The following is a 25,028-nucleotide window of genomic DNA, read 5'->3' on the forward strand; positions in this document are numbered from 1 at the left end:
CCCCAAGTCTTAAGAGCCTGCGCTCTCGTAATTTTTCATTCCGAATCTGAAAATACCACTCGCAATCAAGAAGCAGATGATCCCGACTAACGGCGTCCAAAGAGCGAAGCTCAGCGGGAGCTCAAGCCCGCCATTATCTGTACCAAGAAACTCGGCAGCAGGATAGAAGCTGATGAACCCGATGGGGATGATGAACGTAAACAGAGCTTGCAGGAAAAAAGGGTACATGCTAAGCGGATACATTGTGGCACGCTCCAGCATGGTGAGGGCGAAGCCAACCATTGAGCCGTTTCGTTTCGTCCAGAAGGCAATTGTACCAAGGCTTGTGAACAAGGCAGCACGGATTAGAATACCACCGATCAATACAAGGATGAGCTTGCCGATATTGACGAGAGACCATTCAAAGCCGGCAATTTCACAGCCATAGAGGAAAATAATAACGCCAGGAATGCAGTCAATAAGACCAATAAAGTTCACATAGCTGGCTACCAGCTGGAAGAAGACGTTCATCGGGCGAAGCAGGAGACGGTCGAAGCCGCCGTTAATGACCATATGGTCCATACTCCAAGTATTAATGAAGAAAACAACAAAGATGCCGTGGCTGATCAGCCCTAGTCCATAAAGGAAGGTAAGCTGCGGGAAGTCCCAGCCGTTCAGCGCCTGGAAGCGGTCGACAATGATTTTGAGCATCCAGATGCCTGAGAAATATTGAATAGGAATCATCAGAAGCCAGCTGAACAGGAAGAGCGGGTATTCCAATTGGCGTTGGATGGCCAGCCGTGCCCAGCAGGAAGCGACGGATACATAATGTTTGAATGAGGATACCATATGGGCTGTATCATCCTCCTTGGATTAAGGTTTTTTTCTTCGTGCGGGACCATCCGGCTGCAAGGACGAGGAAGAGTAATCCAACCCATACTGCTTGAACAGCCATGGCGGTGAAGCCATCACTGATGCTGGTATTGCCGATATAAATGCCAAGTGGAGTCTGGTACGTATATTGAAAAGGCAGGAACTTCGAGATTGTCTGAACGGTGTCCGGGAAAAACCATAACGGCACAATGCTGCCGGATAATACGCGGACAATGCTGTCTTTCACATTCCCCATGTTGCCAAGCTCCATGACCCAGAATGCGATCAATCCAACGAGTGCACTGAGAAGCCAAAGTATGGCGTAGCTTAGCAGGCAGCTTGGGAGGAAGAGGAGAAAGCCTTGGATGGAAGCGGGCCAAGGGATGCCAAAGAAGATGGAAGCGAATACAATTAGCGGAAGGGCTCGGTTTAATAAAGAGCTGAACATCTCTCCGATATCCTCAGCCAGATAACAGGCAAGAAGGGGAATCGGGCGGTAGAAGTCAGTGACGATCTGTCCTTCCCGTATTTTGTAATAGATGGTGTTCTGTACGTCACAAACGAAGATGGTGGAGATGGTGATCGAGAGAATGGTATAGGTCGTTATATCCTGCAGGCTAAGCGACTCAACCGTTCCGGAGCCGCCTTTGTAGGCGGTCTGCCATAAGAAGACGGATGCCAGCGTAAGAATGAGGTTAGTCGCCACGGAAGTGAATACTTCGAATCGGTAAGTCAGATTGGTAAGGAGCTTCATTTTCGTTATATACCAATAAGCTTGAAGCATATTAACCCCCTTGAAAGTGACTGCATATGAAAAATCTTACATTTATAACGTTTATATATTAATCTAATTAATAGAAATAGGCTATGGATATTTTAAATATAGATATTTATGGGGAGCGGGATTCAAATGATAGAATACGCGGATCTATTTGCGCGCTGTGAGAAGCAGTTTAATTTTCAGATTCATGCGGCTGAGCCGATTAAATTAGGATGGTTAAATAAGAAGTGGATCCTGCATACGAATAAAGGAAAATATGTGCTGAAGAAGTATCACAACAACCGATTTAAGAGTGTGGACACTTTACGTATAGCTCTGACTCAGCAGCACAGGCTGTCACAGATGATGTTTCCTTCGCCCGTGCTTCTTGAATGGGAGGGAGAAATTCTACATGCCGATGAATCCGGCGAACGTTATATTCTGATGCAATATTGCGAAGGCAGCGGGATTGCGCCAGGTATGGCGGATCGTTCTCATATGTATAGTCTGGGGCGAATCATCGGTCAGCTGCATCACCACCTCAATGATGGTACACTGTCAGGCAAAAGTGAACCGGATTTCATGCCGCATGCAGTGGAGGCAAGACTTGCGCATTGGGATGATGTGATTGAGCAAGCTGTTCAGATGAATAAACCCCACCTTGTTCCGATTATGGAGCTGCAGAAAAAAATGACTCAATCGCTGAATCTGCCTGCGCTTCAGCAAGCTTGCCGGCAAGGCTGGGCACATCGGGATTTATGGATGGATAATCTGTTATTCCGTGAGGAAACCGTATCGGCTGTCCTTGATTTTGATCGGCTGAACTTTGACTATCTGGACTTTGATATAGCCCGTGCCATCCTATCCGGGGCATTTCTGGAGGGGCAGCTGGATTTTGGTAAGACCAAGGCTTTCCTGCAAGGTTATCAAGAGACTGCAGGTTTTGAGGTTAATTATTTATCGGATATCATCCGGTTACTCTGGTATTTGGAAAGCAAATGGTGGATTACCGCGGAGATGGATAATCATCATCGGATTCCGGCACGTTTTGCTGAGGAGATGATCTGGATTGCGGAGCATCACGAGCAGTTGGATGAGATGCTGATGGGAATGTAAGAGGAGAGTGTCCTCTCTATTAACTTGTTTGAAACAGGAGTTGTATTTTATACAGGAAAAATCAGAAGTGGGTGAGGTGTCTGAGGCTAGATTGTATTCTATACAGCAAAAATAGGCTCTAGGGGTTAAGTGGGGGCAATATGAGTGGAATTCACTGTATTAAATACAGTATAGAGGCGTATACCGAACTTTATTGCTCCAAACGATTGTACATAATCCAACATGGTTAGAGATTCATGGCCAATAGAAACTAACCTACTAAATTAACATAAAGGAGATTAATGATGACGTTAAATCTTAGATTAAACGACAGTGATATTTTGGGAGGAGCCCCAGCATATATCGATACGGTCTCCCGATATGCTTCGCGAGGGGTGCTTGTTGATCACACTGGACAGGTTGCTATGATGTATATGGCTGAATTGGACCTTTATAAACTTCCGGGTGGCGGCATAGAGGAAGGTGAGTCACCAGAGGAAGCTTTTTTGCGTGAAATTATAGAGGAGACGGGTTATGAGGCAGAGGTGGTTCGCGAACTAGGAGTTGTTGAGGAGCACAAGAACAGAAACCGCTTTCTGCAATATTCCTATTGTTACTTGGCGAAAGCACAAAGAAGCACAGAACAAACGTCCCTAACGGAAGCTGAAGAGCAGCTCGGAATGTCCGTTCAATGGATGACAATTGGTCAAGCAATTGAAGTTATGGAAAAGGATGCAAATAGCAGCGCTGATGATTATGGCAATCTTTTTATGCTAATGCGTGATCGAATGATACTAAAAGAAGCCGCAGAGCTGCTGGAGAAAATGGACCTATTTTAAGTCCTTTTTCCATTAAATACATTATTGGAATTGCCTATTAAGATTATTGTTTTTATATATTATTCAAATAGGATTCTGGGTTATATGATGGATTAAATATAAAACAAGGGAGAGGAATAAGATGAACAAGTCCATCTATGACTTTCAAGTTAATGAGATTACTGGAGAGCCTATTCATCTGTCTGCTTTCAGTGGCAGGGTTCTTCTAATCGTTAATACAGCAAGCCAATGCGGATATGCCAAGCAGTTCGATGGTCTTCAGCAGCTGTATGAAAAATACTGGATGCATGGCTTAGAGATACTGGGCTTCCCATGCAATCAGTTCAATGACAAAGAGCCCGGCAGCAATACGGAAGTAGAGGAGCATTGCCGGCGCAATGTTGGGGTAACCTTCTCGTTATTTGAAAAGGTAGAGCTCCGTGGACAAAATGTCCATCCGCTCTTTCAATATCTTACGGAGCAGGCACCTTTCCAAGGATATGATCCGGATAATGCTGCTGAGATGTGGATGAAAGATTTTCTCCAGCAGAATCATCCGGACTTATATGACGGCGATGGCGTAAAATGGAACTTCTCTAAGTTTCTCATTAACCGAGAGGGACAAGTCGTCGGCCGATTCGAGCCAACGACACAGCCGACCGATTTGGAGTTGGCTATTGAGGAAGCATTGTCCTCCGACTAGTTGAATAGACCGTGGTTATCAATCTTGACGTCTTGACGTGTATTTGGGGATGGATATCGATCTTCGGATACTCCCGGTAAATGAGGGGGATGAAGGAGGAGAAGTGAGTGATCCAGCGAAGTATGTAACCCTTAGATAGAAAAAAAGTTTGAGGGAGGCACTCTCAATGTACAAGTATTTGAAGTTGGTTATGGTTGTTATTTTCGTTTCTACTCTGCTTATTCAACCTGTCTCTGCAGCGAGTAAGACGACCAAGTTTAAGGTCACTCTGGTTAGTATAGAGCTGGTTGAGAACAATCATGTTGGTAATGAGTGGTTAACAACGGCGTATATCAACGATAAAGAAGTGAAGGAGGGCGGCAGTGTTACCTTAAATCTGAAATCAACCGATAGTGTAAAGCTTAAGGCTTATGCTGAGGAACAGGATAAAATACCGGATAGCAACTCATCCAATACTGCAATTAAAGCCTCCAACATAACTAAAACGATAAATAAAAATTTGAAAGTAGTCGTCACAGAAAATCGTGGCAGGTATTCCGGGAACACAGCTGAGTGGAAATTTACCTTTAAGATTCAAAAGTAGATATAAAAAACCGTTCTCTCAAACTGGGACTATCTTTTAAGACTGGCAGCGGTTTGATAAGACCCTGTGAGGGTCTTATTTGCTTAATAAGGGGAGGAAACCAAGCTTTCTTGAGCATTCAGATGCAATAAGACCCTACGAGGGTCTTATTGGGTGATTGCAGCCTGCAATTAGTAACGATAAGACCCTGTGAGGGTCTTATTGTACAGAGAGGGGCTGTTGGGACAACTCCTTCCTTCATATCTTATTTCTTGAACTTTATCTCTTGAACTTCGCAGCAAAGACAGCTTCATCCCCATGGAATACGTTAATGTCCACGTAGGCATCGATACCGGAGATTCTTCCGCGATTATTAAATTGCCAGAACGTCCAAGCCCGGTTGTCCTTCAGGGATGGATGCTTCACAATATCTCTGATCCAGATTTCGTAATCCTCGAAGTTTCCTGCAATATAGGTGTTAAAAGTATCGTAGGTGACATACAGAATGGGCTTCTGCTTGTAATGCTGCTCCAGTTTATCTGCTAGGGTGGTTAGCTCACTTTGAATGAGTGGAACATCTTTATCCAGACTGATCTCAATATCGATGACTGGGGGAAGGCTGGCAGCCTCATTAGGAACCTCTTCAATAAAATGTGAAGCTTGCTGAGAACCTGTACTTTGAGTGGTGAAAAAATGATAGGCACCAATGAGCATGCCATTGCTCTTCGCCTGCTCCCAATTAGCCCTGAAATGGCTATCGGTCATATCTTTTCCCTCGGTAGCTTTGATGTAAACAAATTGCCACTTTCCACTGTCAGCGACCTTTTTCCAATCTATATCCCCCTGATAGTGAGAGACATCGATTCCTCTTACATCATATTTGGCCGCGAACAAGCTGTTGTGCCAGATGATCCCCTTGTATTCTAGTACTCCGGCAGTAAGGAGTAACAGCAGCAGCCCAGCGATTATTTTATGCCATCTTTTTAGCTTCATGGCTACACTTCCTTCAAAGAATACTAGACTTACAAAACATTCCAGTTTTATAGACGATATACTGCCATTAATTGTTTCAAATTCACTCTTGCCTCCGGCCGATGTTCGGAATAGTATAATAAGTAAATATCTGGTATGTGCGACTGGCGTAAACGTGGATAACCACGAGGGAGCACATATGTCATCAGCCGTACGCCTGGGCAGAGTATTTGTTCACTGGGAAGAGTTTGTTCCCGTGGGACAAATACTCTTTTTAATTTCATTTATTTTTAGGAGGATGAGGGTATGGAAACGGTGCAGAAGAAGCGGAATGTAGCGATTCTGATCTATGACAATGTAGAGATCTTGGATTTTACGGGACCGTACGAAGTGTTTCTTACGGGTAGTAATTACGGACAGGATTTCCATGTCTACACGGTAGCCGAGCATAACCATCCGATCACGGCATTAGGTAATCTCAGCGTGAATCCGGCGTATACCATTCATGACTGCCCGAAACCCGATATTATCCTCATCCCTGGCGGCCGTGGTGTTCGACAAGAAATGAACAATCAAGTACTGACAGACTGGATCCACAGCTGCGCGGATGAAGCTGAGCTCATTTTGTCCGTATGTACGGGAGCGTTACTCCTTGCTAAAGCTGTCGTATTGGAAGGAATGAAGCTCACCACCTATCATCTTGCTATTGAGGAATTAAGACAGGTTGTACCTGCATCGGCAGAGATTCTGGACAATGTGAAGTATGTAGATAACGGTAAGATTATTATGTCTGCGGGTGTATCAGCTGGTATAGATATGTCCTTGTATGTAATCGGCAAGCTTCATGGTGAGGAGCGGGCCCTAAAGACAGCGAGGCTGATGGAATATGATTGGACGCCAAGAAAGCATTCCTGATCAAATATAGCAAGCCACTTCAATGATAAGATAACTGCAAATGTAAACGAAGGAGCTGGGTAACTCAATTCCAATGGAACATTATACGAGAGTCCAACAAGCCATCATGTTTATGGAAGATCAGCTGCAGGAGCCGCTTAGCTTAGAGGTTATTGCCATGGAAGCGGGGTTTTCGGTCTATCATTTTCAAAGGATCTTTCACGCTATTTCTGGATTTACGGTTCAGGAATACATTCGGAAGAGAAGATTAAGCGTCGCTGCTGCGGAGCTTCTGGTTACCAAGAAAACAGTACTAGACATCGCAGTGTCTTATCAATACGGCTCGCAGGAGGCATTCACTCGTGCTTTCAGTAGTTATTTTGGCGCAACACCAGCTAAGTATCGTAAACGGCAGCAACCACTTGTTTCCCAGCATCCAATCGACTTCATTGCTCTAACAGCCAATATTCGAGGAGGGCTGAATATGTACAAACCGGACATAGTAGAGCTTCCTGCCATTCGTATTATCGGGTATAACTACGCAACGAATTTGAATAACGAATTGTATTTTGAGGAGATTCCGGGATTTTACGGGCATTTTGGCAGCAATGAATATTTTATGCGTATCCCAAACAAAGCCCGGCCGGCCTTTGCCTATGGTATTTCCCACTCCTTCCATGAGGATGGCGCTTTTTCCTTCCTTATTGGCGAGGAGGTCACAGCATTTGCTGAAGTAGAAGAGGGCTTTGCTTGCTTCGAGCTTCCTGCTGGAAAATACGCAGCCTTTCGAAACAGCAGTATGCCTGAGCTTGGGCAAAATACATGGAAGTACATTTACGGCACCTGGCTGCCTAACAGCAATTATGAGCGTGGAGAGGGACCAGACTTTGAGGTAACGGATGTGATGAATTCCACTCCGGAGAAAATTAGTATGACGGTCTATATTCCCATTCATTAAAACGTCAATTGTCAATTTGGGTATCTCTCCCTATACTTGAAGGTGATAATCACTTTCATTAAATAAACTTGTACTGGAGAGAAGCATGATGGGCTTGATGCTTAACCAGAATGACATTGCTATAGGGGCGACGACTGGACAGCAAGCACGTATGGAAGAAGACTTCCGGTTCTTAGTGCAGGAGGCGCCAGGCTATCTGTTTGGTGAATCGCGTAATCCATTAACCAAGTTCTATACGGAGAAAAGACTAACAAAAGCTTATGAAGATCCGTTCCGCATACGTAAAACCTGCTGTTATTATTACCAGACGACATCTGACGAGCAAAGCTACTGTGGCAGCTGTCCGAAGGTAAAGCACGAATTCGTGTAAAACAGCACAAAGAGACCCGCTATTCAAAGGGCATGTTGGACAATCCAACATGCCCTTTTTTTCATGCAAAAAGAAAAAAATACCATAACTATATTGACACCCGATATATCGAGTTGTAATATATAGTCATAAGATGTATCGCATGTCGATATATTAGAGGGGAGAGGAAAAGACTGAACGATGTGAAAGAGATGCTGCCGCTGACGGAAGCTTTTTATTATATCTTAATTGTTCTATACACGGAGCCTTCGCATGGATACGGAATTATGCAGGATACCGAGAAAATGAGTAACGGACGGGTCAAGATTGGTGCCGGCACTTTATACACGGCGCTTAATACCTTGCTCAATAAAGGGTTGATTGAACTTTATCCTGTACCTGAGGGAACGGATACCCGGCGTAAGATGTATGCCATTACGGAGAATGGCAGGCAGGTTGTGTCTGCGGAAGTCGCAAGGCTGGAGGAGCTTCTGGGCGTAGGGCGTCAGGCTCTGATTACGAAGAAGGGGTGAGGCAGTTGAGTGAAAAGCTGGTAAAGCGTCATCGAATGATTATGGCCTGGAATTATGAGAAAGGAGAGCAATGGATGAATGAGTTGTCGAGCCAAGGATTACATTTTAAAAAAGGCGGACTCATAAGCAGCTCTTTCGTGCGTGATGAATCGGTTCGGTATACGTATAGGATGGATTATCAGACCGGACAGTCTCGGGAAAACGGGAAATTTCAGGAGTATCTTGATTTGTATCAAGATGCGGGCTGGGAGTATGTCAGTTCATTCGGTTTGACCTGGCATTACTTCCGAAGGGAGTGGCAGCCGGGTGAAGAGCCTCAGCTATATACAGACCGTGAATCTTTAATTATGCTCTATAAAAGGCTGCTGGGAGTTATTAGCGCTATGTTGTTCGTCAATCTCTTTATCATGATTTTGAACATGGTTAACTTGAATACCTTCTTTACAGAGGGGCTCTGGACGATAGGTGTTCCGCTGATGATCCTCTATCTTGGACTGTTTGCCTTGTTAGGATATGGCTGCTGGAAGATAAAGAAGAAAGTAAACAATCTTAAGCTGCAAGTATAGTCTTGAAGGCTGCAAGCCTTGGCGTTTGCAGCTTTACAATAAAGGAGTGAGATCCGAATGAAACAAAATCAGTTAGGCAGCTCAAAGCTGCTCGTTGGAGAAATTGGTCTAGGCTGCATGTCGCTTGGAACCGATGAACAGAAGGCAACAGCCCTTATTCATGAAGCATTGGAGCGGGGCGTTAACCTGCTGGATACTTCAGATTTGTATGACAGCGGACTTAATGAAGAGCTGGTAGGCAAAGCGATCAGTGGACAGCGTGATCAGGTTGTGCTAGCGACGAAGGTTGGCAACCGGAGAATTCCTGGTCAAGAAGGATGGACATGGGATCCGTCGAAACAATATATTTTATCAGCCGTAAAAGAAAGCCTTCGCAGACTAGGCACAGACTATATTGATCTGTACCAGCTGCATGGCGGAACGATTGAGGATCCGATCGAGGAGACGATCGAAGCGTTCGAGCAGTTAAAGCAGGAGGGCGTCATTCGCGAATATGGCATATCGTCGATTCGTCCAAATGTGATTCGTGAATATGCTGCTCGCTCCTCTATGGTCAGCGTGATGAATCCTTATAGCATCGTAGACCGACGTGCAGAAGAGACGGTTCTTCCGCTCTTGGAGGAGAAAGGGATTAGCGTTATTGCGCGTGGTCCTGTTGCAAGTGGAGCGCTTGCGGCAAGCAGACAACCATCCAAAGGTATTTCAGATTATGAGCTGGGCGAGCTGGTTCAGCTCCGTGAACAGCTGCAGCAGTTGACGAGCACAGAGAGAAGTCTCTCGCAGCTTGCAATCCGCTACTCGCTTAGCCATCCGGTTGTAGCAGTGGCGATTCCGGGAGCCAGCTCCCGTGAACAGCTTCTGCAGAACATTGCTGCAGCGGAAGCTCCAGCACTAACAGGAGAAGAAGTTCAGCTTATTCGCCGTTTAAGCAAAGCAGGCGTATACAAGGTTCACCGGTAATACCAAATCCAAGGAGCGGAGGCTATTCTGCAGATATGGAAAATGCGAATAAGTACAGGCTTAGCAACCAAGAGATCGGAAAAATTGTACATGAGGCTTTTGGACAGGGCTTTCACTCGGCAAGTGAGCTTACGGACGGCTGGGCTAATATGGCTTACTCCATCATGCTGGAGGATGGCCGGAAGACCGTTCTCGCTCGGGTAAGTGGGCTTCTGACGGATGTAAAGGAAGCCTCCTTAGTCCATTGGGATTTGTGGGATGGTAATATATTTGTGAAGGATGGAGCTATCTCCGGCCTTATCGATTTCGAGCGGGCATTCTGGGGCGATCCGTTATGTGAATATTATTTTGGCCGGCTTACGCAGGAGTGGTCGAACGCTTTTTACGCTGGATACGGTATTAACGGTCTAACCGAAGCTGAGCAGAGAAGACGGGTGCTGTATGATTTCTATATGGATCTCATATTCGTGATTGAATGCACCTACCGCAAATATGAGAATCAGGACCATATCAAGTGGACGCATGAGAATTTCAAAGAGGGCTTTAAGCGTTTACAGGCCTTATAAACTAAAACAAGCTGATGACGGTTTATGGACCGTTATCAGCTTTTTAGTTATGTGGTCTTAACGATGCGTGACATCGTTAAGACGGCAGAAAACACAGGAAAAAGGAGTGAAAGTAGCCAAATCGTTGAGCTTAACGATGTGCCGCATCGTTAAGAAGGTGAAATCGTATGTGGGAAGAGGTCTTAACGATGTACGACATCGTTAGGGTGTACGGAGGAGGGGGGGGGAGATGGTGAAAAAGTAACCTATTCAGGGATTGGACGGAAACAGCCTTACAGAAAGTAATGGCGATTAACGATAGTTACTTGTAAAATATGGATAACAATCTATGGTAATAGCCACTCCCTATTAGGAGGAAATCCTATGCATATCCGACGCTTGCAGCAAAATGATCAGCAAGATGTGATCCATATTTTCGAGGAATATCCACTGCAATTCCCATCATTTGTCGTTGCTAGATATCCTGTAAGGTGGAGGGAGTACTTTACAACTTCCTCATACAAAAGTGAGTATTATATTGCGGAGGAGGATGGCATAGTCTGTGGGCACACAGGTTTTATCTATAACGATGAGGCTGGCCTCTACGAAATTGTTGGTGTCGTCGTCAAAAATAGCGCTGCCCGAAAGGGTATAGGCCGAGCGCTGATCAGTTCGATTTGTGATAGATTGAGAGAGCTAAACGAAGAGAAAGTGATTTTGTACACGCTGGGTCATCCGGGGAATGAGGGGACGATCGACTTTTATCGGAATATAGGCTTTGATTTAATCAAAGAGGAACAAGACTTTTTTACAGAAGGTTATCATCGGGTTACCTTTATGAAAATATTAAATGGGGGCTGAGGTATGGAACAATGGTATAAAAACTACCGTGTTAGCGATGATAAGTCACTGCTCAACATAGAGACTATTGGTGCTTTCTTAGGCCGAAGCTACTGGGCGAATCAAAGGTCGATAGAGACGATCGAAAAGTCCATCCAAAACTCGATTTGTTATGGTATTTATCAGGAGGACAAGCAGGTTGGCTTTGCCCGGGTTGTTACGGATTGGGCGACAGTTTATTATCTGGCGGATGTGTTTATTGATGAGGAGCATAGAGGACATGGGCTGGGTAAGGAATTGGTTGGACTTATTGTTGGACAGTACGAGGGGATAATGGGACTGCTTGGTACTTTAGATGCTCATGGGCTGTATGAGCAATTTGGGTTCAGGAGAAATGCAGATAGATTTATGAATAAAAGGCCTTGAGGCTAGATACCATGATGTAGAATCATATAGTTCTCTTCTGAATCCATAGCCTTACTGGTTAGTTCAACTAGCTTGTTAATTCTTGTAATAATATCGTTTTTACTAAACGTGATAATTTCATACTCTCCGGGAATATCCGGCTCTCCCTCAATTGTAACGTATGGACCAGTTAATGTGATAATATCGGGAGCAACTGTAAATAGGCTTAACCATGCTTGAGCGATACTATTTAACGTTCTAATACCATCTTCTTTTAGTAAGCTGAGCCCGTGATAATAAAGGCCATATTGTTTCTCGTTGTTAAAAGGATTGTACGAGCAGACCCACTTCATTGTATCCATAATATACAGAATCAGGTCATCAGGAATATGAACAACCATATCCCGTTTAGCTTCATCTTTAAGCATGAGTAAATAGAATAAATCAAATGGGGGTTCATGATCAGTCTTTACTAATATAAAATCATGGATAAGTGCCATTAGAGCCTCCCCGATAAAATGTTTTATTTAAATATTCAAGATGAACTTTATTCATCCTCTCTTCAAAAAAAGCACGCTCCTCAAACAGGAGCGTGCTTTCTTCATCTACCCTTATTTCTTATCCGAGCTCAAATCCAGCCAATCCATCTCTTCTCGGGTCAGCTTGATTCGCGAACCCTCGTCGCAAGAGCGGAGCTCCTCGAGTGATTGGGCGCCGATGAGGGCGCAGGTTGGGAAGGCTTGGTTAAGCACGTAAGCCAAAGCGATCTGGATCTGCGTGACATTCTTTTGCTCCGCCAGCTGCTTCGCACGTTCATAACGCTCCCAGTTGTCGTCGCTGTAGAAGACACGGACCAGATCGGCATTGCTGCGATCCTCTGGAGTGAAGCGGCCTGTGAAGAAGCCACGTGCTTGGGAAGACCAGGAGAACAGAGGCATTTGGTTCGCTTCATGCCATGCGATGGTCTCTGCATCAGCAGATACGCAGCCTGCCCAGAACGGCTCGTTTGCTTTGGCGAGGCTTAGGTTAGGGCTGCTGAATGAGAAGCCAACGAGACCTTTTGCCGCTGCATAATCATTCGCCTCTTGAATACGCTGCCAAGTCCAGTTGGAAACGCCAATGGTTTGCACAGCACCGGACTTAATATGCTCATTCAGAATTTCAATGACTTCACCAGCAGGCACGTTTGGATCATCGCGGTGAAGGCCGTACATATCGATCGTATCAATCTGCAGACGCTCGAGGCTTGTCATCAGGTCGCTGCGAATCGCTTCACGGCTGACACGAGGGCCGTTCTGATCATGATGGGCGCCTTTGGTCAGAATGACCCACTGATCGCGGTTGCCGCGTTCCTTCAGATATCGTCCCATTACTACCTCACTTTGCCCGCCGCAATAAATATGGGCAGAGTCCATGCAATTGCCGCCGATGGCGAAGTAAGCGTCCAGGTTGGCAGCAGCTTTCTCATAAGAGTCATTGTAGAAATAGTCCGTGCCTTTCATTAAGCGGGATACCGGTTTGTCCAATCCTTTTAAGTTCAAGAATTCCATATCAGTCAGCCTCCTTAGATTATAAAGTTACTCTTGTCCGTTCACGGGCAGATAACAAGCAAGCGTCAATGACTTTCATATTGCTAATCGCATCTGACGTCTGGAAGGTAAGTGGAGTTCCATTTGTAATCGAGTGGTACAAAGAATCTGCTTGCGCCGTATATGAGTTGACATACGGTACTTCAATTTGACGGCGCTCACCGTTAGCAGTCAGATAAATATGGCTGCTTTCTGGCGTAGGTGTTACAAAGGCAGAGGGAACCTCAATGATTCCGTCCGTACCAAGCACCTCCAGCGGGTTGCGGAAGGCAGCCCACATGCCGCAATCGAACGTAAGGGATACATCTCCCTCAAACTCGACAAGCCCAGAAGCCATCATATCCACATCATCATGTTCTGGAGAGAAGAAGGCATTAACGGTAACCGCTTGTGGCTCTTTACCCAGCAGCAGTCGAGCCGCGTTTAGCGGGTAACAGCCTACATCATAGATCGAGCCGCCGCCCCACTCTTTGCGGAAGCGAACATTTTTAGAATCATTCGGGTTGTTAAAAGTAAACGCACTGCGGATCCCGCGAACCTCACCAATGGCACCGGATGCAATTAAATCCTTTATCGTTTGGTAACGAGGATGATAGCGGTACATAAAAGCTTCAGACAGAAGAACGCCTGCTTTATCTGCTGCTTCGGCCATCTCCGCTGCTTCGTGCGCGTTTAAGGCGAGTGGCTTCTCGCATAAAATGTGCTTGCCTGCTTCGGCTGCGCGAATCGCCCACTCCTTATGGAGATGATTCGGCAGCGGTATATAAATAACGTCAATGGAGCTGTCGGCCAAAAGCGCCTCGTAGCTGTCATAGGCAGTTGGAATGTTAAGCTCATCAGCTGTTTGTTTCGCTTTTTCTCCGTCACGGCTTGCGATTGCGGCCGCTTCATTCAACTCAGATAAATGAAGACCTGGAATTACTGCGCGCTTTGCAATTCCGGCGCATCCCAAGATGCCCCATTTTAACTTTTTGCTCATGCTTCACCCTCGCTTCGTCTAAATGATTTATGACTATATTGCGATTATAGGAGAAGATAATTAAAATTAAAATGATATTATTTTGTGTTCCGTTAAAACAATATTGTCATAAGAGGTGTGCGATATGAAACGCCAAAGCCTGCTGCTCACTCTTCCGAATATGCCTTACTTTTGCTTGCCGGAATCGGTCGGTAATTATCGTAATGACCCGGAGCATAGTGCAGAACGGGAAGCGGGAGCACTTAACAATTTCAATATCCATTACTGTGTTTCGGGCAAGGGTTTTGCCGAAATTGACGGAGTTATCCATGAGCTTCGCGCAGGGGAGGCTGTCCTTTATTTCCCCTTGCAGAAGCAGCGTTATTTCAGCAGCCAAGATGAACCGTGGGATGTACGTTGGTTTCATTTTTACGGGGGGACGGGCTTAAGGGACTATCTCATCGAGCAGGGATTTCACAAAAGCCCCTTGTGGAAAATTCGCCAGCCTGTAGTCTGGGAGCAGGTTCATGAAGAACTGCTTAACGAAGCGGTGACGTACCGAATGCTGCGGCCCGCACATTTGTCGATGCTGACTTATATGCTACTGACGATTTTCGTCGAACAGGCGGTTGCCTTGCAAGGAAGCAAGACAGGTACATCGAGCGAACGGATTATGGAGCTGCTCCCGCTGATGCAGCAGGAGGCGGTGAAGCCTTTTATACTGGAGGAATGGGCAGATATAGTAGGTGTGACGCCTTATTACTTCTGCAAGTTGTTTCGAAGTGCAACACGCATGACGCCTATGGACTTCATCACCCGCTGCCGCCTGCAGGCAGCGAAGCAGTGGCTGCTCGAGAGAAAGGACGATAATATCGGTCAAATTGCAGAGGAAGCGGGGTATCCCAGCGTCAGCTATTTCAACAAGCGGTTTATGGAGCATGAAGGGATGACGCCTACGGCTTACCGAAGACTATATGGGGTATAAAAAACGCCGGTGACCTTAAGGAGGTTACCGGCGTTTCCTATTAGCCCTGCGGCATTTTACTCTCATCCATGTACAGCAAATTCCAACGGTGCCCGTCCAGGTCGGCAAAGCCAGCACCATACATCCAGCCTTGGCTTTCTTGAGGTTTGCCAAAGATGGTTCCGCCAGCAAGTTCTACCTTTCGGACAATTTCATCCACTTCTTCTCTGCTGTCAGCCCCAAGGGAAAACAAGACTTCTGTAAATTGGGAGGTATCCACTACTTTCGCACCTGCAAATTGTTCAATCGCCGCTTCCGGGAACAGTAATATCGTTGTACTCCCTATGCTAAGCTTTGCTCTTTCATTACCTACGGCTACCGCCTGGAATCCAATCTGATTAAAAAAGGCAGTTGAATTCTGAACATCCTTGACCGGCAAGTTAATCCAAATCTCCTGTGGCATGAACGAACCCCTCCTCTGAAAATGGCATTTCCTTATTCCACTATACCCCAAATGGACAAGCATTAAAAAGAGGTATGACAGCACTAGTGTCATACCTCTTTAGAGTGTCACCACCAGTGAAGCCAAGTGAAGGATGATATATTTCTTAAGTGGTATGACATTTTATGTCATACCACTTGTTCTATAATGGGCACATCACATAGAAATGAGGTCATGAATAATGGCGAAAACAAAAAGGGGCCGTGTACTCTGGAATCTTCCATCCCGCGGCAGAGGGACTTGTCCCGTATGCAACAGAACGAGAATTAAACTGCTTTACACCCATACGACGTCGGAAGGTAAAGCTTTGAAAGTATGTAAGCGATGCATCCCTGCATCACAAGAGAGAGTAGACGCAGCCGTGAAGTAATACGATACATTCTGGTTGCGGTCTATCTCCAGAAAATGCTGTAATAGAAATAAATAGACAAGGGGGGCTGTGAGAGGATGAGCAATATGCATCGCATCGGGTGGTTTGATCAGCAAGTACGTGCAGGTTTTTATCCAAACAGCAGCCTTCTAGCAAAACAATTCGAAATCTCGAAGCGTCAGGCTGCGAGGGACATTGAATATATGGAAATGTCTCTTCGTGCACCGCTTAAATATGTGGCCAAATATCGTGGCTATTGCTATGAGGATGAAGCCTTTGTACTTCCTCATCTATATCTGTCGGAAGAAGAGCAGAAGATTCTGAAGTACCTCGCACTTCGCTATCGTCACTATAATTATGACAATGCCGAATCAGTTAGGCGTGTAGGGGATTTGCTGAGCAGATTCGAGGCTTCGGAGAACCTCGAAGAGAAAGGCTTTTCCAAACTGCCGATCTTTGACGCCAGCCCGCGGGCTATTCAGCATATGGAACTACTCTCAGAGGCCATTACGGACAAAAAGTCGGTTTATGCGCTCTATAAAGATGAAGAGGGCGAACGCCAGCTGCATGTCAGTCCAATTCGGTTCGTATCCCGTTATCATGCGGATTATGTGGCGGTACATAGCGAGGCGGAGGTACGCCCAATTCTGTTGAGACTGGATGGCATCACGCATCTCTCTATTGCAGGAGCAGCGTTTGGCATTGAGGATCGTGAATCGTTCTCTAAGTTTGAACAAGGCAGCAAGCCTGCCCGTGCTCCTTATCTGGCGAAGATAAGATTAAGCACTCCGCTTGATGGGAACAGTTGGAGAGGCTTTGCTATACAATCTCGGAATGAGCTTATCTATACAGTAGCTTTTTATGATACGGACAGCTTTCTGCAGCATCTGCTTGTGACCGAGTGGGAGGAGCTGATCGCTCCGAAGTGGCTCAAGCAAAATCTTCAAATCAAGTGTGAACAGATCACGAATCGATTTAGAGGAACAGAATAATTTAGTCAGGAGGATGGACCTTGCCTAACGTACGATTACAACTCGATATGAAGCGGGAAGCCAAATCCTACATTGATAGTTTGTATGCCATACTCACCGCAACCGGATTGTTCGGGGGGCCGAAATACCGACTGTCCGGACTTACCGGGATGGCTTTTAAATTCACCGTTCATGAACGGTTGCTGCCATTATCGGTCTCGGCTTATGGAGAGTGGATTAACGAGCATAGACCCGGCATAGACAATCTTGGGATATATACGGTGCTTGATGCGGGCAGAACGAGACATCCAACGTTCCGCCATTACCAGCAGGATGCGGTCCTGTGGGTGAAGGAGAGTCTTAACCGGGGTGTTGGCGTTATTTACTGGATACCGGAGTTTGGCATTATTGACGGTTATGATGAAGAGGATCGGGTGTTTTTCGTACAGGATGGCTGGTCGGGCGAGTCGCAGATTGTTCTGTACGATAACCTCGGCCTTAACTTTACGGAGTTCTGGTATTGTCAGGCGTTTGGCGGCAAAGTGGACATTCCTCTTGAGGCGATGATTCTGGAATCGCTGCGGCTAGCGATCTATGACTGGGATACTCCTCATAAAACCTTACCCAATACGGATATCGGTTCCGGTCGACTTGCGTATGATTTTCTGATTAGAGCGCTCAAGCAGGGAGATTATGATGAGGGCGGAGCGGTGTATATTCTGGATTCCTACTGTTATTCGCGGGAAGAGATCTGCGCGTATTTGCAAGAAGCACGAGCAGTCTATCCTGAGTTGGGTGAAGCTTCACGGCTGTATGAGGAGCTTATTGGTATACTACCGCTAATCCGGGATGGCATTATCGAAACGAGTGGTGCTCGGAAGGTTGACCGTAATCAAGTCGAATTGTTAACCGAGCAATTCGCCGCAGCGCAGCAACTCGAGGATCGCACGGTAGATGTATTCCGTAGTCTATCCGAACGATACCCTGATCCGCGAAGATCCATTATTCCTAGATGGGGAATTCATACACCGAAATGATCTTAAAAGATGAGAGGTGAACCTATGACGGTAATCCTTACGAATGTAAAAATGACAATTGAATCGGAATCTTATATCGATGCTATGCATGCGGTTTTAACTCATAAAGGATGGACGACTTATTCCAAGCCTATGCTGGCTGGTATGACATCAGCGGCGTTCCGGTTTACCGTCAACCGGAGGTTAACGGCAGAAGGTCCTACCGCTTACAACTGGATAGCGGAAAATTTTCTTGCCGCCGATTTTATTGGTATTGCCGCTTCGTCGAATGCGGGTTTTACCTTTGATGCGACCTTTCCTCTTTACAGAGATGCGGCCATTCTTCAGATTAAAAAGGCCATAGATGACGGCACTGGCGCGGTCATATGGAAGGATCGATTTGTTGTCGCTGCGGGTTACGATGATGAGCGGCAGATCCTCCTTCTGTCGAATGGCAGGGAAGAGGAGATGGAGCAGCTCCCGTACCATTCCTTCGGCTGTAATCCGTATTGGTACTATCAGGTGCTCGAGAATCGGATCCCACTAGACCATTTGGAAGTATGCCGGGAATCACTGATGCAGGCAGTGTACCGATGGGAAACGCATGATCCGATGCTTCCTGAGAGCGAGTATGCTTGCGGGAAGTCAGCGTATGCGGCGATCACTTCTGCCCTTCAAAATGGCGAATATGACCGTGAAGGATGGCTGGCAGTGATTCGCAGCTACGCGGCTTCGAAACAGAATATTCGGAGCTATTTCACCGTATTGGAGACGTATTGGCCATCACTGAGGGAGGCAGCCTTGCAGTATGCGCGCGTTGCAGAAGCCCTCGAAGAAATGAATCGTCTTGTGCAGAGCGATGATATGCCGGCGATTGAGCGGCTTATCGTGCTACTCGATGAAGCCTGTCAGGCTGAAGAGAAGGCCATAATGGCCATTAAATTATTCATGCGGGAAACGATAGATATCCGCAAGGGCGATATCGCTCTGAGGTAAGAGGATAAGGGCTGTCTACAGAAGTCATCTATGATGACACTCTGAGACAGTCCTTATTTTATATAAGACCCTGACAGGGTCTTAAGTTCACGCCTGCAGCCTAACTCTCCGCTGATAAGACCCTGCGAGGGTCTTATTGCCCCATCAAGGCCCTCGAACCCCGCTGTTTTCCCGCTTTTCCGAGTGAATAAGACCCTGACAGGGTCTTAAGTTCACGCCTACTGACTAACTCTCTCCTGATAAGAGCCTGCGAGGGTCTTATTGCGCCATCAAGCCCTCGGACCCCGCTGTTTTCCCGCTTTTCCGAGTGCATAAGACCCTGACAGGGTCTTAAGTTCACGCCTGCAGCCTAACTCCTCGCTGATAAGACCCTGCGAGGGTCTTATTGCCCCATCAAGGCCCTCGAACCCCGCAGTTTTCCCACTGTTCGGAGTGAATAAGACCCTGTGAGGGTCTTATTGCGCCATCAAGCCCTCGAACCCCGCTGTTTTCCCGCTTTTCCGAGTGAATAAGACCCTGACAGGGTCTTAAGTTCACGCCCGCAGCCTAACTCATCCCTAATAAGACCCTGCGAGGGTCTTATCAAAATTCCAATCCTGCGATGACCAGAACGTAAGTGTTCATTGCTCCCTATTTTTGTTTGTTTTTTTATAAAAACCAGTAAACGAAGTGCAAAGATAATGTTCTTTCGCCCCTGTATGATTTGTCTATCAACAATTCATTTCCACAAATCGAGAGGGGATAGACAGAAATGAAAAAGATGTTATCGATCTTAATGTTAACGGCACTAATCGTTGTGCTTGCGGCTTGCGGGGCAAACAGCAGCAGCAATGGCACGAACAACAACGACAAAGCAGCTAACAACACCGGCAGCACAAACACCGCCGACAGCACGGAAAGTACCAATGCAGGCGCAACTACTGAAATGGGCAAAATCGGAATCTCGATGCCAACGAAGTCATCGGAGCGTTGGGTTGGCGATGGCGCCAACATGAAGAAGGAATTCGAAGCGCTTGGTTACACAGTAGATCTGCAGTATGCAGAGGACGTTATTGAGAACCAAGTATCTCAAATCGAGAACATGATTACGAAGGGTGTTAAAGTACTCGTGATCGCAGCTATCGACGGCGAATCCTTGACGGATGTTCTGCAAAAAGCAGCAGACGCGGACATTAAAGTAATCGCTTATGACCGTCTGATCAAAAATACCGAGCATGTCAGCTACTATGCAACCTTTGATAACTTCAAAGTAGGCGTATTGCAGGCCTCTTACCTAGAAGAGAAGCTTGGTCTGAAGGACGGAAAAGGACCGTTCAACATCGAGCTGTTCGCCGGCTCCCCAGACGATAACAATGCTTACTTCTTCTTCGACGGTGCGATGTCTGTTCTTCAACCGTACATCGATAACGGCAAGCTGGTTGTAAAAAGCGGTCAAACCAAAATGGAACAGGTTGCTACTCTCCGCTGGGATGGCGCAACAGCACAATCCCGTATGGATAACCTGCTCAGCGCAAACTATGCAAGCGACACGGTAAGCGCAGTATTGTCCCCTTATGACGGTATCAGTATCGGTATTATCTCTTCCCTTAAAGGTGTAGGCTACGGCACAGCTGATAAGCCAATGCCAATTATTACAGGCCAAGACGCTGAGCTTGCATCGGTGAAATCGATCATTGCCGGCGAGCAAACGTCCACGATCTTCAAAGATACTCGTGAGCTTGCAAAGGTAGCGGTTGGTATGGCTCAAGCGGTTATTGAAGGTAAAGATGCTGAAGTGAACGACACGAAAACCTATGATAACGGCGTGAAAGTTGTTCCGTCCTTCCTGCTTGAACCGGTATCCGTAGACAGCAGTAATTACAAACAAACACTCGTTGATTCGGGTTACTACAGCGAAGACGAACTGAAATAAGCAATTCTCTTACATTTGCGGCAGCCAAATGGTTTAGCGACGGCCACAAAACCGTCGCTAGATCATTTTCCATTTATCTAATTGAAGGCGTGGTGATAGCTTTGACTGATATCCTACTAGAAATGCGGGGAATCACCAAAACCTTTCCGGGCGTTAAGGCGCTGGAGAATGTTAATTTACAAGTAAAAGCAGGCGAGATTCATGCCTTAATGGGAGAAAACGGAGCGGGCAAATCGACGCTGATGAAGGTGCTTTCCGGCGTATATCCACATGGTTCATATGAGGGCGACATTTTATTCAAAGGCAATGCCTGCGAATTTAAAGATATCCGTAACAGTGAAGAGTTAGGCATTGTTATTATTCATCAGGAGCTTGCTCTCATCCCGCAGCTATCGGTAGCGGAAAATATTTTCCTCGGGAACGAGCAGGCAAGCCGCGGCATTATTAACTGGAACGAGACGGTTGTAAAAACACGGGAGCTGCTTAAAACAGTAGGCTTGTCCGAATCACCAAATATCCATGCAGGGACACTTGGCGTCGGCAAGCAGCAGCTTGTTGAAATCGCCAAGGCGTTATCAAAGGAAGTAAAGCTGCTGATTCTGGATGAACCAACGGCCGCCCTTAATGAAGAGGACAGCGAGAATCTGCTGAATCTGATGCTGGCCTTCAAGGAGCAGGGCCTTACCTCGATTATTATTTCGCATAAGCTTAACGAGATTATGAAGGTAGCCGATTCGATTACGATTTTGCGTGATGGCAAGACGATCGAAACGTTAAATGTCCGGGAGGACCAGATTACGGAAGACCGGATTATTAAAGGCATGGTAGGACGTGATCTGACACATCGTTATCCGGAGCGGGAGACAAACATCGGGGACATTTTATTCGAAGTGAAGAACTGGAATGTCTATCATCCCCAGCAATCGGAACGAAAGGTTATCGATGAGGTCAGCTTCCATATTAACCGCGGCGAGATTGTGGGTATAGCCGGGCTGATGGGGGCAGGCCGCACGGAGCTTGCGATGAGTATCTTTGGTCAGTCCTATGGCAAAAAAATCAGTGGACAGCTGTTCAAGGATGGCAAGGAAACGAAGCTGCCTGATATCAGCAAAGCGATTGATGAAGGCATTGCTTATGTAACCGAAGACCGGAAGGAATATGGTCTTATTCTGATGGATGATATCAAGCGGAATACAACCCTTGCTAATTTGAATGGCATTTCCAAGTGGTTTGTGGTGGATGACTACAAAGAGATTAACGAGGCTGAAGGCTTCCGCAAGAAGCTCAATATTAAGACGCCAAGCATCCATCAGAAAACAGGAAACCTGAGTGGAGGAAACCAGCAAAAGGTCGTGCTCAGCAAATGGATTTTTACCGGTCCAGATCTCCTTATACTGGATGAACCAACGCGGGGTATCGATGTTGGGGCTAAGTATGAAATCTATACGATTATTAATCAATTGGCTGCACAAGGAAAAGGCATTCTGATGATCTCCTCGGAGCTGCCTGAGCTGCTTGGTATGTGTGACCGCATTTACGTGATGAGTGAAGGACGGTTTACAGGAGAAGTGCCAAGAGCAAAGGCCAACCAAGAAACATTGATGAAGTTTATGACCAAAAGCAGGAGGTAGAACAGCATGGAAACCGCGCTGAAATTGATCCGCAGCAATATCCGGCAGTATGGCATGTTCATTGCACTAATCTTAATCATGCTGCTCTTTCAGTTTCTTTCCGACGGCATTCTTTTGAAACCACTTAATATTACGAATCTTATTCTTCAAAATAGTTATATTCTTATTCTCGCTATCGGGATGCTGCTTGTTATTATTACCGGGCATATTGATCTTTCCGTTGGTTCGGTTGCCGCTTTTGTTGGTGCCGTCTCTGCGATTATGATGGTCAAGCACGGGATGTCCTTCCCGGTTGCGATGGTCCTGTCGCTGGTGTTTGGTGCACTCGTTGGAGCTTGGCAAGGCTTCTGGGTCGCTTATGTCCGGATACCATCCTTTATCGTAACGCTTGCCGGCATGCTCTTGTTCAGAGGCTTAACGATGCTCGTGCTGGACGGCAAATCGGTCGCTCCATTCCCGAATGGCTTCCGCTCGATTAGTACAGGATTTCTGCCGGATCTTCCTGGGAATTGGGATATCCACCTCCTTACGATATTGATTGGTATTGCCTTGTCTGTTGTGTATATCTTCATGGAATGGCGTACACGGATCATCCAGAAGCAATACAAGCTTGAGCTTCTGCCGTTTCCATTCTTCCTAATCAAGCTGGCAGCGGTTGTGATCATTACGAACTTATTCACTTATGTACTTGCTTCGTACAAAGGTCTGCCGAACATTCTGATTATGTTGTTCATTCTAGTTGCCCTGTACACGTTCGTGATGCGTAAGACCGTTATGGGTCGTCATATTTACGCACTTGGCGGCAACGAGAAGGCAGCTAAATTATCCGGGGTTAAGACCAAGAAAATGACCTTCTGGGTATTCGTCAATATGGGTGTTCTTGCTGCACTCGCTGGCCTTGTCTTTGCAGCCAGGCTGAATGCAGCAACTCCAAAAGCAGGCGTTAACTTCGAGCTGGATGCGATCGCGGCGGTATTTATCGGCGGGGCATCAGCTACAGGCGGCGTTGGTACGGTTATCGGAGCGATTGTGGGCGGTCTTGTGATGGGCGTTATGAATAACGGTATGTCACTAATTGGTCTCGGAATCGATTACCAGCAAGGCATCAAAGGTTTGGTGCTGCTGCTCGCGGTAGCCTTTGACCTCTATAACAAAAATAAATCAGCTTAATTAACTCGGCGCGTATAGACACAAGCTTGTGTCTATACGCGCTTAACTGCTATGTTAATGAAAGCGGTTTTTTGCGTTTATTGGCATAGTTGAAGGAGGATCAGTTTGAAAAAGCTACTGCTCGTATACATTGTGCTGATTGGCACGTTAATGGCTTATTTATACATGGTTTTTGTCAAAGAAGACAACAGCGAGCTGTTAAATGAAACAGAAGGTTTGCATGGTACGCTGGACGAGAAGTATGTCATGGTCAATTTCCTGGCAGGCATTGATTATTGGAAAAACGGGCTGAAAGGCTTCGAGGATGCGGCGGAGGCGCTTGGTGTATCGGTCGAGTACCGCGGCTCTACACAATATGATGTGCAGGAAGAAGTGATGGTGCTCGAGCAGGTTATTGCACGTAAACCGGCGGGCATAGCCGTCAGCGCGATTGATTCGGAATCACTTAATTCAGCGATTAATAAAGCGGTAGAAGCGGGTATCCCCGTTGTCATGTTTGACGCTGATGCTCCTAACAGCAAGGCTTATTCGTATATCGGAACCAACAATTATAATGCGGGGGTTACGGCCGCACGTAAGATGGCCGAGCTGACAGGAGGAAGCGGTAAGGTTGGCGTTGTTACGCTCCCTAAGCAATTGAACCATCAGGAGAGGACAAGAGGGTTCGAAGAGACACTCCAGAAGGAATTCCCGGATGTTCAGCTGATTGGAATAGAGGATGGCAAAGGTGATCAGATGGTATCCGAGCAGAAGGTTCGTGAGCTGCTGGAAACGTATCCGGATTTGAAGGGCATATTTGTAACGGAAGCGAACGGCGGCGTAGGTGCGGGGAATGCGATTTTGCGTCTGGGCAAGATTGATCAAGTCCGAATTATCAGCTTTGACACTGATAAAGGGACACTTGATATGGTCAAGAGCGGCACCATCTCGGCCACACTTGCACAAGGAACATGGAATATGGGGTATTGGTCGCTTATGCAGCTGTTCCATCTTCATAATCATATCGTTAATCCGATGTCGGCAAACGGGGATTCAAGCATTCCTCCATTGCCAACCAATATCGATACGGGGATTACGGTGGTGACCCCTGCTGATGTCGATCAGTTTTATGCGAAATAAGGGTTGTTGTTAAACGAA

General features: G+C 46.4%; 29 protein-coding genes and 1 riboswitch. Of the genes, 22 read left to right on the forward strand and 7 right to left on the reverse strand.

All coding sequences use genetic code 11. The features are described 5' to 3' along the window. Positions 1-9: 9 nt before the first annotated feature. Together FHS17_RS11995 and FHS17_RS12000 are read right to left on the reverse strand one after the other, a co-directional pair. The gene (locus FHS17_RS11995) at positions 10-828 is read right to left on the reverse strand and encodes an ABC transporter permease (RefSeq protein WP_167278630.1); all 819 of its coding nucleotides are present in this window, start codon (positions 826-828) and stop codon (positions 10-12) included. Positions 829-838: 10 nt separating this feature from the next. Then, the gene (locus FHS17_RS12000) at positions 839-1,636 is read right to left on the reverse strand and encodes an ABC transporter permease (RefSeq protein ID WP_167278631.1); all 798 of its coding nucleotides are present in this window, start codon (positions 1,634-1,636) and stop codon (positions 839-841) included. Between the two features lie 126 nt (positions 1,637-1,762). Here FHS17_RS12000 and FHS17_RS12005 point away from each other — a divergent pair, with 126 nt between their 5' ends. The 4 genes from FHS17_RS12005 (at position 1,763) to FHS17_RS12020 (ending at position 4,811) form a co-directional block, all read left to right on the forward strand. Next, positions 1,763-2,728, forward strand: coding sequence for a phosphotransferase (locus FHS17_RS12005; RefSeq protein WP_167278632.1), 966 nt, complete (start codon positions 1,763-1,765; stop codon positions 2,726-2,728). Between the two features lie 281 nt (positions 2,729-3,009). Beyond that, entirely contained in the window at positions 3,010-3,546 is a 537-nt protein-coding gene (locus FHS17_RS12010; RefSeq protein ID WP_243865308.1) for an NUDIX hydrolase, read from the forward strand. A gap of 121 nt (positions 3,547-3,667) precedes the next feature. After that, the gene (locus tag FHS17_RS12015; protein ID WP_167278633.1) at positions 3,668-4,228 is read left to right on the forward strand and encodes a glutathione peroxidase; all 561 of its coding nucleotides are present in this window, start codon (positions 3,668-3,670) and stop codon (positions 4,226-4,228) included. Between the two features lie 166 nt (positions 4,229-4,394). Further along, positions 4,395-4,811 (forward strand): hypothetical protein, encoded by a 417-nt coding sequence (locus FHS17_RS12020; RefSeq protein ID WP_167278634.1) that lies wholly within the window; start codon positions 4,395-4,397, stop codon positions 4,809-4,811. A gap of 258 nt (positions 4,812-5,069) precedes the next feature. On the opposite strand, the gene FHS17_RS12025 is transcribed toward FHS17_RS12020, so the two are convergent. Then, positions 5,070-5,783, reverse strand: coding sequence for a glycoside hydrolase family 25 protein (locus FHS17_RS12025; protein WP_167278635.1), 714 nt, complete (start codon positions 5,781-5,783; stop codon positions 5,070-5,072). A gap of 129 nt (positions 5,784-5,912) precedes the next feature. Further along, positions 5,913-5,992: riboswitch (ZMP/ZTP riboswitch) on the forward strand. Positions 5,993-6,068: 76 nt separating this feature from the next. Here FHS17_RS12025 and FHS17_RS12030 point away from each other — a divergent pair. From FHS17_RS12030 to FHS17_RS12070, 9 genes are all read left to right on the forward strand, one after another. After that, the gene (locus tag FHS17_RS12030) at positions 6,069-6,677 is read left to right on the forward strand and encodes a DJ-1/PfpI family protein (RefSeq protein WP_167278636.1); all 609 of its coding nucleotides are present in this window, start codon (positions 6,069-6,071) and stop codon (positions 6,675-6,677) included. Positions 6,678-6,750: 73 nt separating this feature from the next. Continuing rightward, entirely contained in the window at positions 6,751-7,614 is an 864-nt protein-coding gene (locus FHS17_RS12035) for an AraC family transcriptional regulator (protein ID WP_167278637.1), read from the forward strand. Between the two features lie 85 nt (positions 7,615-7,699). Beyond that, the gene (locus FHS17_RS12040; protein WP_167278638.1) at positions 7,700-7,984 is read left to right on the forward strand and encodes a (2Fe-2S)-binding protein; all 285 of its coding nucleotides are present in this window, start codon (positions 7,700-7,702) and stop codon (positions 7,982-7,984) included. A 191-nt stretch (positions 7,985-8,175) separates the two neighbouring features. Next, the gene (locus FHS17_RS12045) at positions 8,176-8,496 is read left to right on the forward strand and encodes a PadR family transcriptional regulator (RefSeq protein ID WP_167278927.1); all 321 of its coding nucleotides are present in this window, start codon (positions 8,176-8,178) and stop codon (positions 8,494-8,496) included. Positions 8,497-8,501: 5 nt separating this feature from the next. Further along, positions 8,502-9,062 carry a DUF2812 domain-containing protein gene (locus FHS17_RS12050; protein WP_167278639.1) on the forward strand — a complete coding sequence of 187 codons (561 nt, stop codon included), beginning with the start codon at positions 8,502-8,504 and terminating at the stop codon, positions 9,060-9,062. Positions 9,063-9,119: 57 nt separating this feature from the next. Continuing rightward, positions 9,120-10,022, forward strand: coding sequence for an aldo/keto reductase (locus tag FHS17_RS12055; RefSeq protein WP_167278640.1), 903 nt, complete (start codon positions 9,120-9,122; stop codon positions 10,020-10,022). A gap of 35 nt (positions 10,023-10,057) precedes the next feature. Then, the gene (locus FHS17_RS12060) at positions 10,058-10,588 is read left to right on the forward strand and encodes a phosphotransferase family protein (protein ID WP_167278641.1); all 531 of its coding nucleotides are present in this window, start codon (positions 10,058-10,060) and stop codon (positions 10,586-10,588) included. Positions 10,589-10,951: 363 nt separating this feature from the next. After that, positions 10,952-11,428 carry a GNAT family N-acetyltransferase gene (locus FHS17_RS12065; protein WP_167278642.1) on the forward strand — a complete coding sequence of 159 codons (477 nt, stop codon included), beginning with the start codon at positions 10,952-10,954 and terminating at the stop codon, positions 11,426-11,428. A 3-nt stretch (positions 11,429-11,431) separates the two neighbouring features. Continuing rightward, the gene (locus FHS17_RS12070; protein ID WP_167278643.1) at positions 11,432-11,833 is read left to right on the forward strand and encodes a GNAT family N-acetyltransferase; all 402 of its coding nucleotides are present in this window, start codon (positions 11,432-11,434) and stop codon (positions 11,831-11,833) included. Positions 11,834-11,835: 2 nt separating this feature from the next. Here FHS17_RS12070 and FHS17_RS12075 read toward each other — a convergent pair whose 3' ends face one another. From FHS17_RS12075 to FHS17_RS12085, 3 genes are all read right to left on the reverse strand, one after another. Continuing rightward, complete coding sequence (locus FHS17_RS12075; protein ID WP_167278644.1) at positions 11,836-12,312, reverse strand: hypothetical protein; 477 nt, start codon at positions 12,310-12,312, stop codon at positions 11,836-11,838. A 111-nt stretch (positions 12,313-12,423) separates the two neighbouring features. Further along, positions 12,424-13,362, reverse strand: coding sequence for an aldo/keto reductase (locus FHS17_RS12080; RefSeq protein ID WP_167278645.1), 939 nt, complete (start codon positions 13,360-13,362; stop codon positions 12,424-12,426). A gap of 19 nt (positions 13,363-13,381) precedes the next feature. Then, positions 13,382-14,380 (reverse strand): Gfo/Idh/MocA family protein, encoded by a 999-nt coding sequence (locus FHS17_RS12085; protein ID WP_167278646.1) that lies wholly within the window; start codon positions 14,378-14,380, stop codon positions 13,382-13,384. 124 nt (positions 14,381-14,504) lie between these two features. Between FHS17_RS12085 and FHS17_RS12090 the strand changes: the two genes are divergently transcribed. Beyond that, positions 14,505-15,344, forward strand: a complete 840-nt coding sequence (locus FHS17_RS12090; RefSeq protein WP_167278647.1) for an AraC family transcriptional regulator — start codon at positions 14,505-14,507, stop codon at positions 15,342-15,344. A 40-nt stretch (positions 15,345-15,384) separates the two neighbouring features. On the opposite strand, the gene FHS17_RS12095 is transcribed toward FHS17_RS12090, so the two are convergent. Beyond that, positions 15,385-15,786, reverse strand: a complete 402-nt coding sequence (locus FHS17_RS12095) for a VOC family protein (protein ID WP_167278648.1) — start codon at positions 15,784-15,786, stop codon at positions 15,385-15,387. A gap of 220 nt (positions 15,787-16,006) precedes the next feature. Here FHS17_RS12095 and FHS17_RS30555 point away from each other — a divergent pair, with 220 nt between their 5' ends. From FHS17_RS30555 to FHS17_RS12135, 8 genes are all read left to right on the forward strand, one after another. Then, complete coding sequence (locus FHS17_RS30555) at positions 16,007-16,195, forward strand: hypothetical protein (RefSeq protein ID WP_167278649.1); 189 nt, start codon at positions 16,007-16,009, stop codon at positions 16,193-16,195. 77 nt (positions 16,196-16,272) lie between these two features. Continuing rightward, positions 16,273-17,187 (forward strand): helix-turn-helix transcriptional regulator, encoded by a 915-nt coding sequence (locus tag FHS17_RS12105; protein ID WP_167278650.1) that lies wholly within the window; start codon positions 16,273-16,275, stop codon positions 17,185-17,187. Positions 17,188-17,207: 20 nt separating this feature from the next. Next, complete coding sequence (locus FHS17_RS12110) at positions 17,208-18,203, forward strand: hypothetical protein (protein ID WP_167278651.1); 996 nt, start codon at positions 17,208-17,210, stop codon at positions 18,201-18,203. A gap of 24 nt (positions 18,204-18,227) precedes the next feature. Further along, positions 18,228-19,178 (forward strand): hypothetical protein, encoded by a 951-nt coding sequence (locus FHS17_RS12115; RefSeq protein WP_167278652.1) that lies wholly within the window; start codon positions 18,228-18,230, stop codon positions 19,176-19,178. Between the two features lie 751 nt (positions 19,179-19,929). Beyond that, a complete protein-coding gene (gene chvE, locus FHS17_RS12120) occupies positions 19,930-21,090 on the forward strand; it encodes a multiple monosaccharide ABC transporter substrate-binding protein (RefSeq protein WP_167278653.1) in 1,161 nt (386 codons plus the stop codon). A gap of 101 nt (positions 21,091-21,191) precedes the next feature. Beyond that, entirely contained in the window at positions 21,192-22,721 is a 1,530-nt protein-coding gene (gene mmsA / locus FHS17_RS12125; protein ID WP_167278654.1) for a multiple monosaccharide ABC transporter ATP-binding protein, read from the forward strand. A gap of 6 nt (positions 22,722-22,727) precedes the next feature. Next, positions 22,728-23,891, forward strand: a complete 1,164-nt coding sequence (gene mmsB / locus FHS17_RS12130) for a multiple monosaccharide ABC transporter permease (RefSeq protein WP_167278655.1) — start codon at positions 22,728-22,730, stop codon at positions 23,889-23,891. 105 nt (positions 23,892-23,996) lie between these two features. Then, complete coding sequence (locus tag FHS17_RS12135) at positions 23,997-25,010, forward strand: substrate-binding domain-containing protein (protein WP_167278656.1); 1,014 nt, start codon at positions 23,997-23,999, stop codon at positions 25,008-25,010. Positions 25,011-25,028: the final 18 nt, after the last annotated feature.

It is taken from the genome of Paenibacillus lupini, assembly GCF_011761355.1.
GTDB classification, from domain to species: Bacteria; Bacillota; Bacilli; order Paenibacillales; family Paenibacillaceae; genus Pristimantibacillus; species Pristimantibacillus lupini.

Excerpts from the sequence above, each read along its gene's own strand:
- FHS17_RS11995 (WP_167278630.1), bottom strand. The coding sequence starts at position 828 with ATGGTATCCTCATTCAAACATTATGTATCCGTCGCTTCCTGCTGGGCA.
- FHS17_RS12095 (WP_167278648.1), bottom strand. The coding sequence starts at position 15,786 with ATGCCACAGGAGATTTGGATTAACTTGCCGGTCAAGGATGTTCAGAAT.
- FHS17_RS12075 (WP_167278644.1), bottom strand. The coding sequence starts at position 12,312 with ATGGCACTTATCCATGATTTTATATTAGTAAAGACTGATCATGAACCC.
- FHS17_RS12085 (WP_167278646.1), bottom strand. The coding sequence starts at position 14,380 with ATGAGCAAAAAGTTAAAATGGGGCATCTTGGGATGCGCCGGAATTGCA.
- FHS17_RS12015 (WP_167278633.1), top strand. The coding sequence starts at position 3,668 with ATGAACAAGTCCATCTATGACTTTCAAGTTAATGAGATTACTGGAGAG.
- FHS17_RS12000 (WP_167278631.1), bottom strand. The coding sequence starts at position 1,636 with ATGCTTCAAGCTTATTGGTATATAACGAAAATGAAGCTCCTTACCAAT.
- FHS17_RS12020 (WP_167278634.1), top strand. The coding sequence starts at position 4,395 with ATGTACAAGTATTTGAAGTTGGTTATGGTTGTTATTTTCGTTTCTACT.
- FHS17_RS12115 (WP_167278652.1), top strand. The coding sequence starts at position 18,228 with ATGACGGTAATCCTTACGAATGTAAAAATGACAATTGAATCGGAATCT.
- FHS17_RS12030 (WP_167278636.1), top strand. The coding sequence starts at position 6,069 with ATGGAAACGGTGCAGAAGAAGCGGAATGTAGCGATTCTGATCTATGAC.
- FHS17_RS12090 (WP_167278647.1), top strand. The coding sequence starts at position 14,505 with ATGAAACGCCAAAGCCTGCTGCTCACTCTTCCGAATATGCCTTACTTT.
- FHS17_RS12040 (WP_167278638.1), top strand. The coding sequence starts at position 7,700 with ATGATGGGCTTGATGCTTAACCAGAATGACATTGCTATAGGGGCGACG.
- FHS17_RS12055 (WP_167278640.1), top strand. The coding sequence starts at position 9,120 with ATGAAACAAAATCAGTTAGGCAGCTCAAAGCTGCTCGTTGGAGAAATT.
- FHS17_RS12045 (WP_167278927.1), top strand. The coding sequence starts at position 8,176 with ATGCTGCCGCTGACGGAAGCTTTTTATTATATCTTAATTGTTCTATAC.
- FHS17_RS12035 (WP_167278637.1), top strand. The coding sequence starts at position 6,751 with ATGGAACATTATACGAGAGTCCAACAAGCCATCATGTTTATGGAAGAT.
- chvE (WP_167278653.1), top strand. The coding sequence starts at position 19,930 with ATGAAAAAGATGTTATCGATCTTAATGTTAACGGCACTAATCGTTGTG.
- FHS17_RS12065 (WP_167278642.1), top strand. The coding sequence starts at position 10,952 with ATGCATATCCGACGCTTGCAGCAAAATGATCAGCAAGATGTGATCCAT.
- FHS17_RS12080 (WP_167278645.1), bottom strand. The coding sequence starts at position 13,362 with ATGGAATTCTTGAACTTAAAAGGATTGGACAAACCGGTATCCCGCTTA.
- FHS17_RS12025 (WP_167278635.1), bottom strand. The coding sequence starts at position 5,783 with ATGAAGCTAAAAAGATGGCATAAAATAATCGCTGGGCTGCTGCTGTTA.
- FHS17_RS12010 (WP_243865308.1), top strand. The coding sequence starts at position 3,010 with ATGATGACGTTAAATCTTAGATTAAACGACAGTGATATTTTGGGAGGA.
- FHS17_RS12060 (WP_167278641.1), top strand. The coding sequence starts at position 10,058 with ATGGAAAATGCGAATAAGTACAGGCTTAGCAACCAAGAGATCGGAAAA.
- FHS17_RS30555 (WP_167278649.1), top strand. The coding sequence starts at position 16,007 with ATGGCGAAAACAAAAAGGGGCCGTGTACTCTGGAATCTTCCATCCCGC.
- FHS17_RS12105 (WP_167278650.1), top strand. The coding sequence starts at position 16,273 with ATGAGCAATATGCATCGCATCGGGTGGTTTGATCAGCAAGTACGTGCA.
- mmsB (WP_167278655.1), top strand. The coding sequence starts at position 22,728 with ATGGAAACCGCGCTGAAATTGATCCGCAGCAATATCCGGCAGTATGGC.
- FHS17_RS12070 (WP_167278643.1), top strand. The coding sequence starts at position 11,432 with ATGGAACAATGGTATAAAAACTACCGTGTTAGCGATGATAAGTCACTG.
- FHS17_RS12005 (WP_167278632.1), top strand. The coding sequence starts at position 1,763 with ATGATAGAATACGCGGATCTATTTGCGCGCTGTGAGAAGCAGTTTAAT.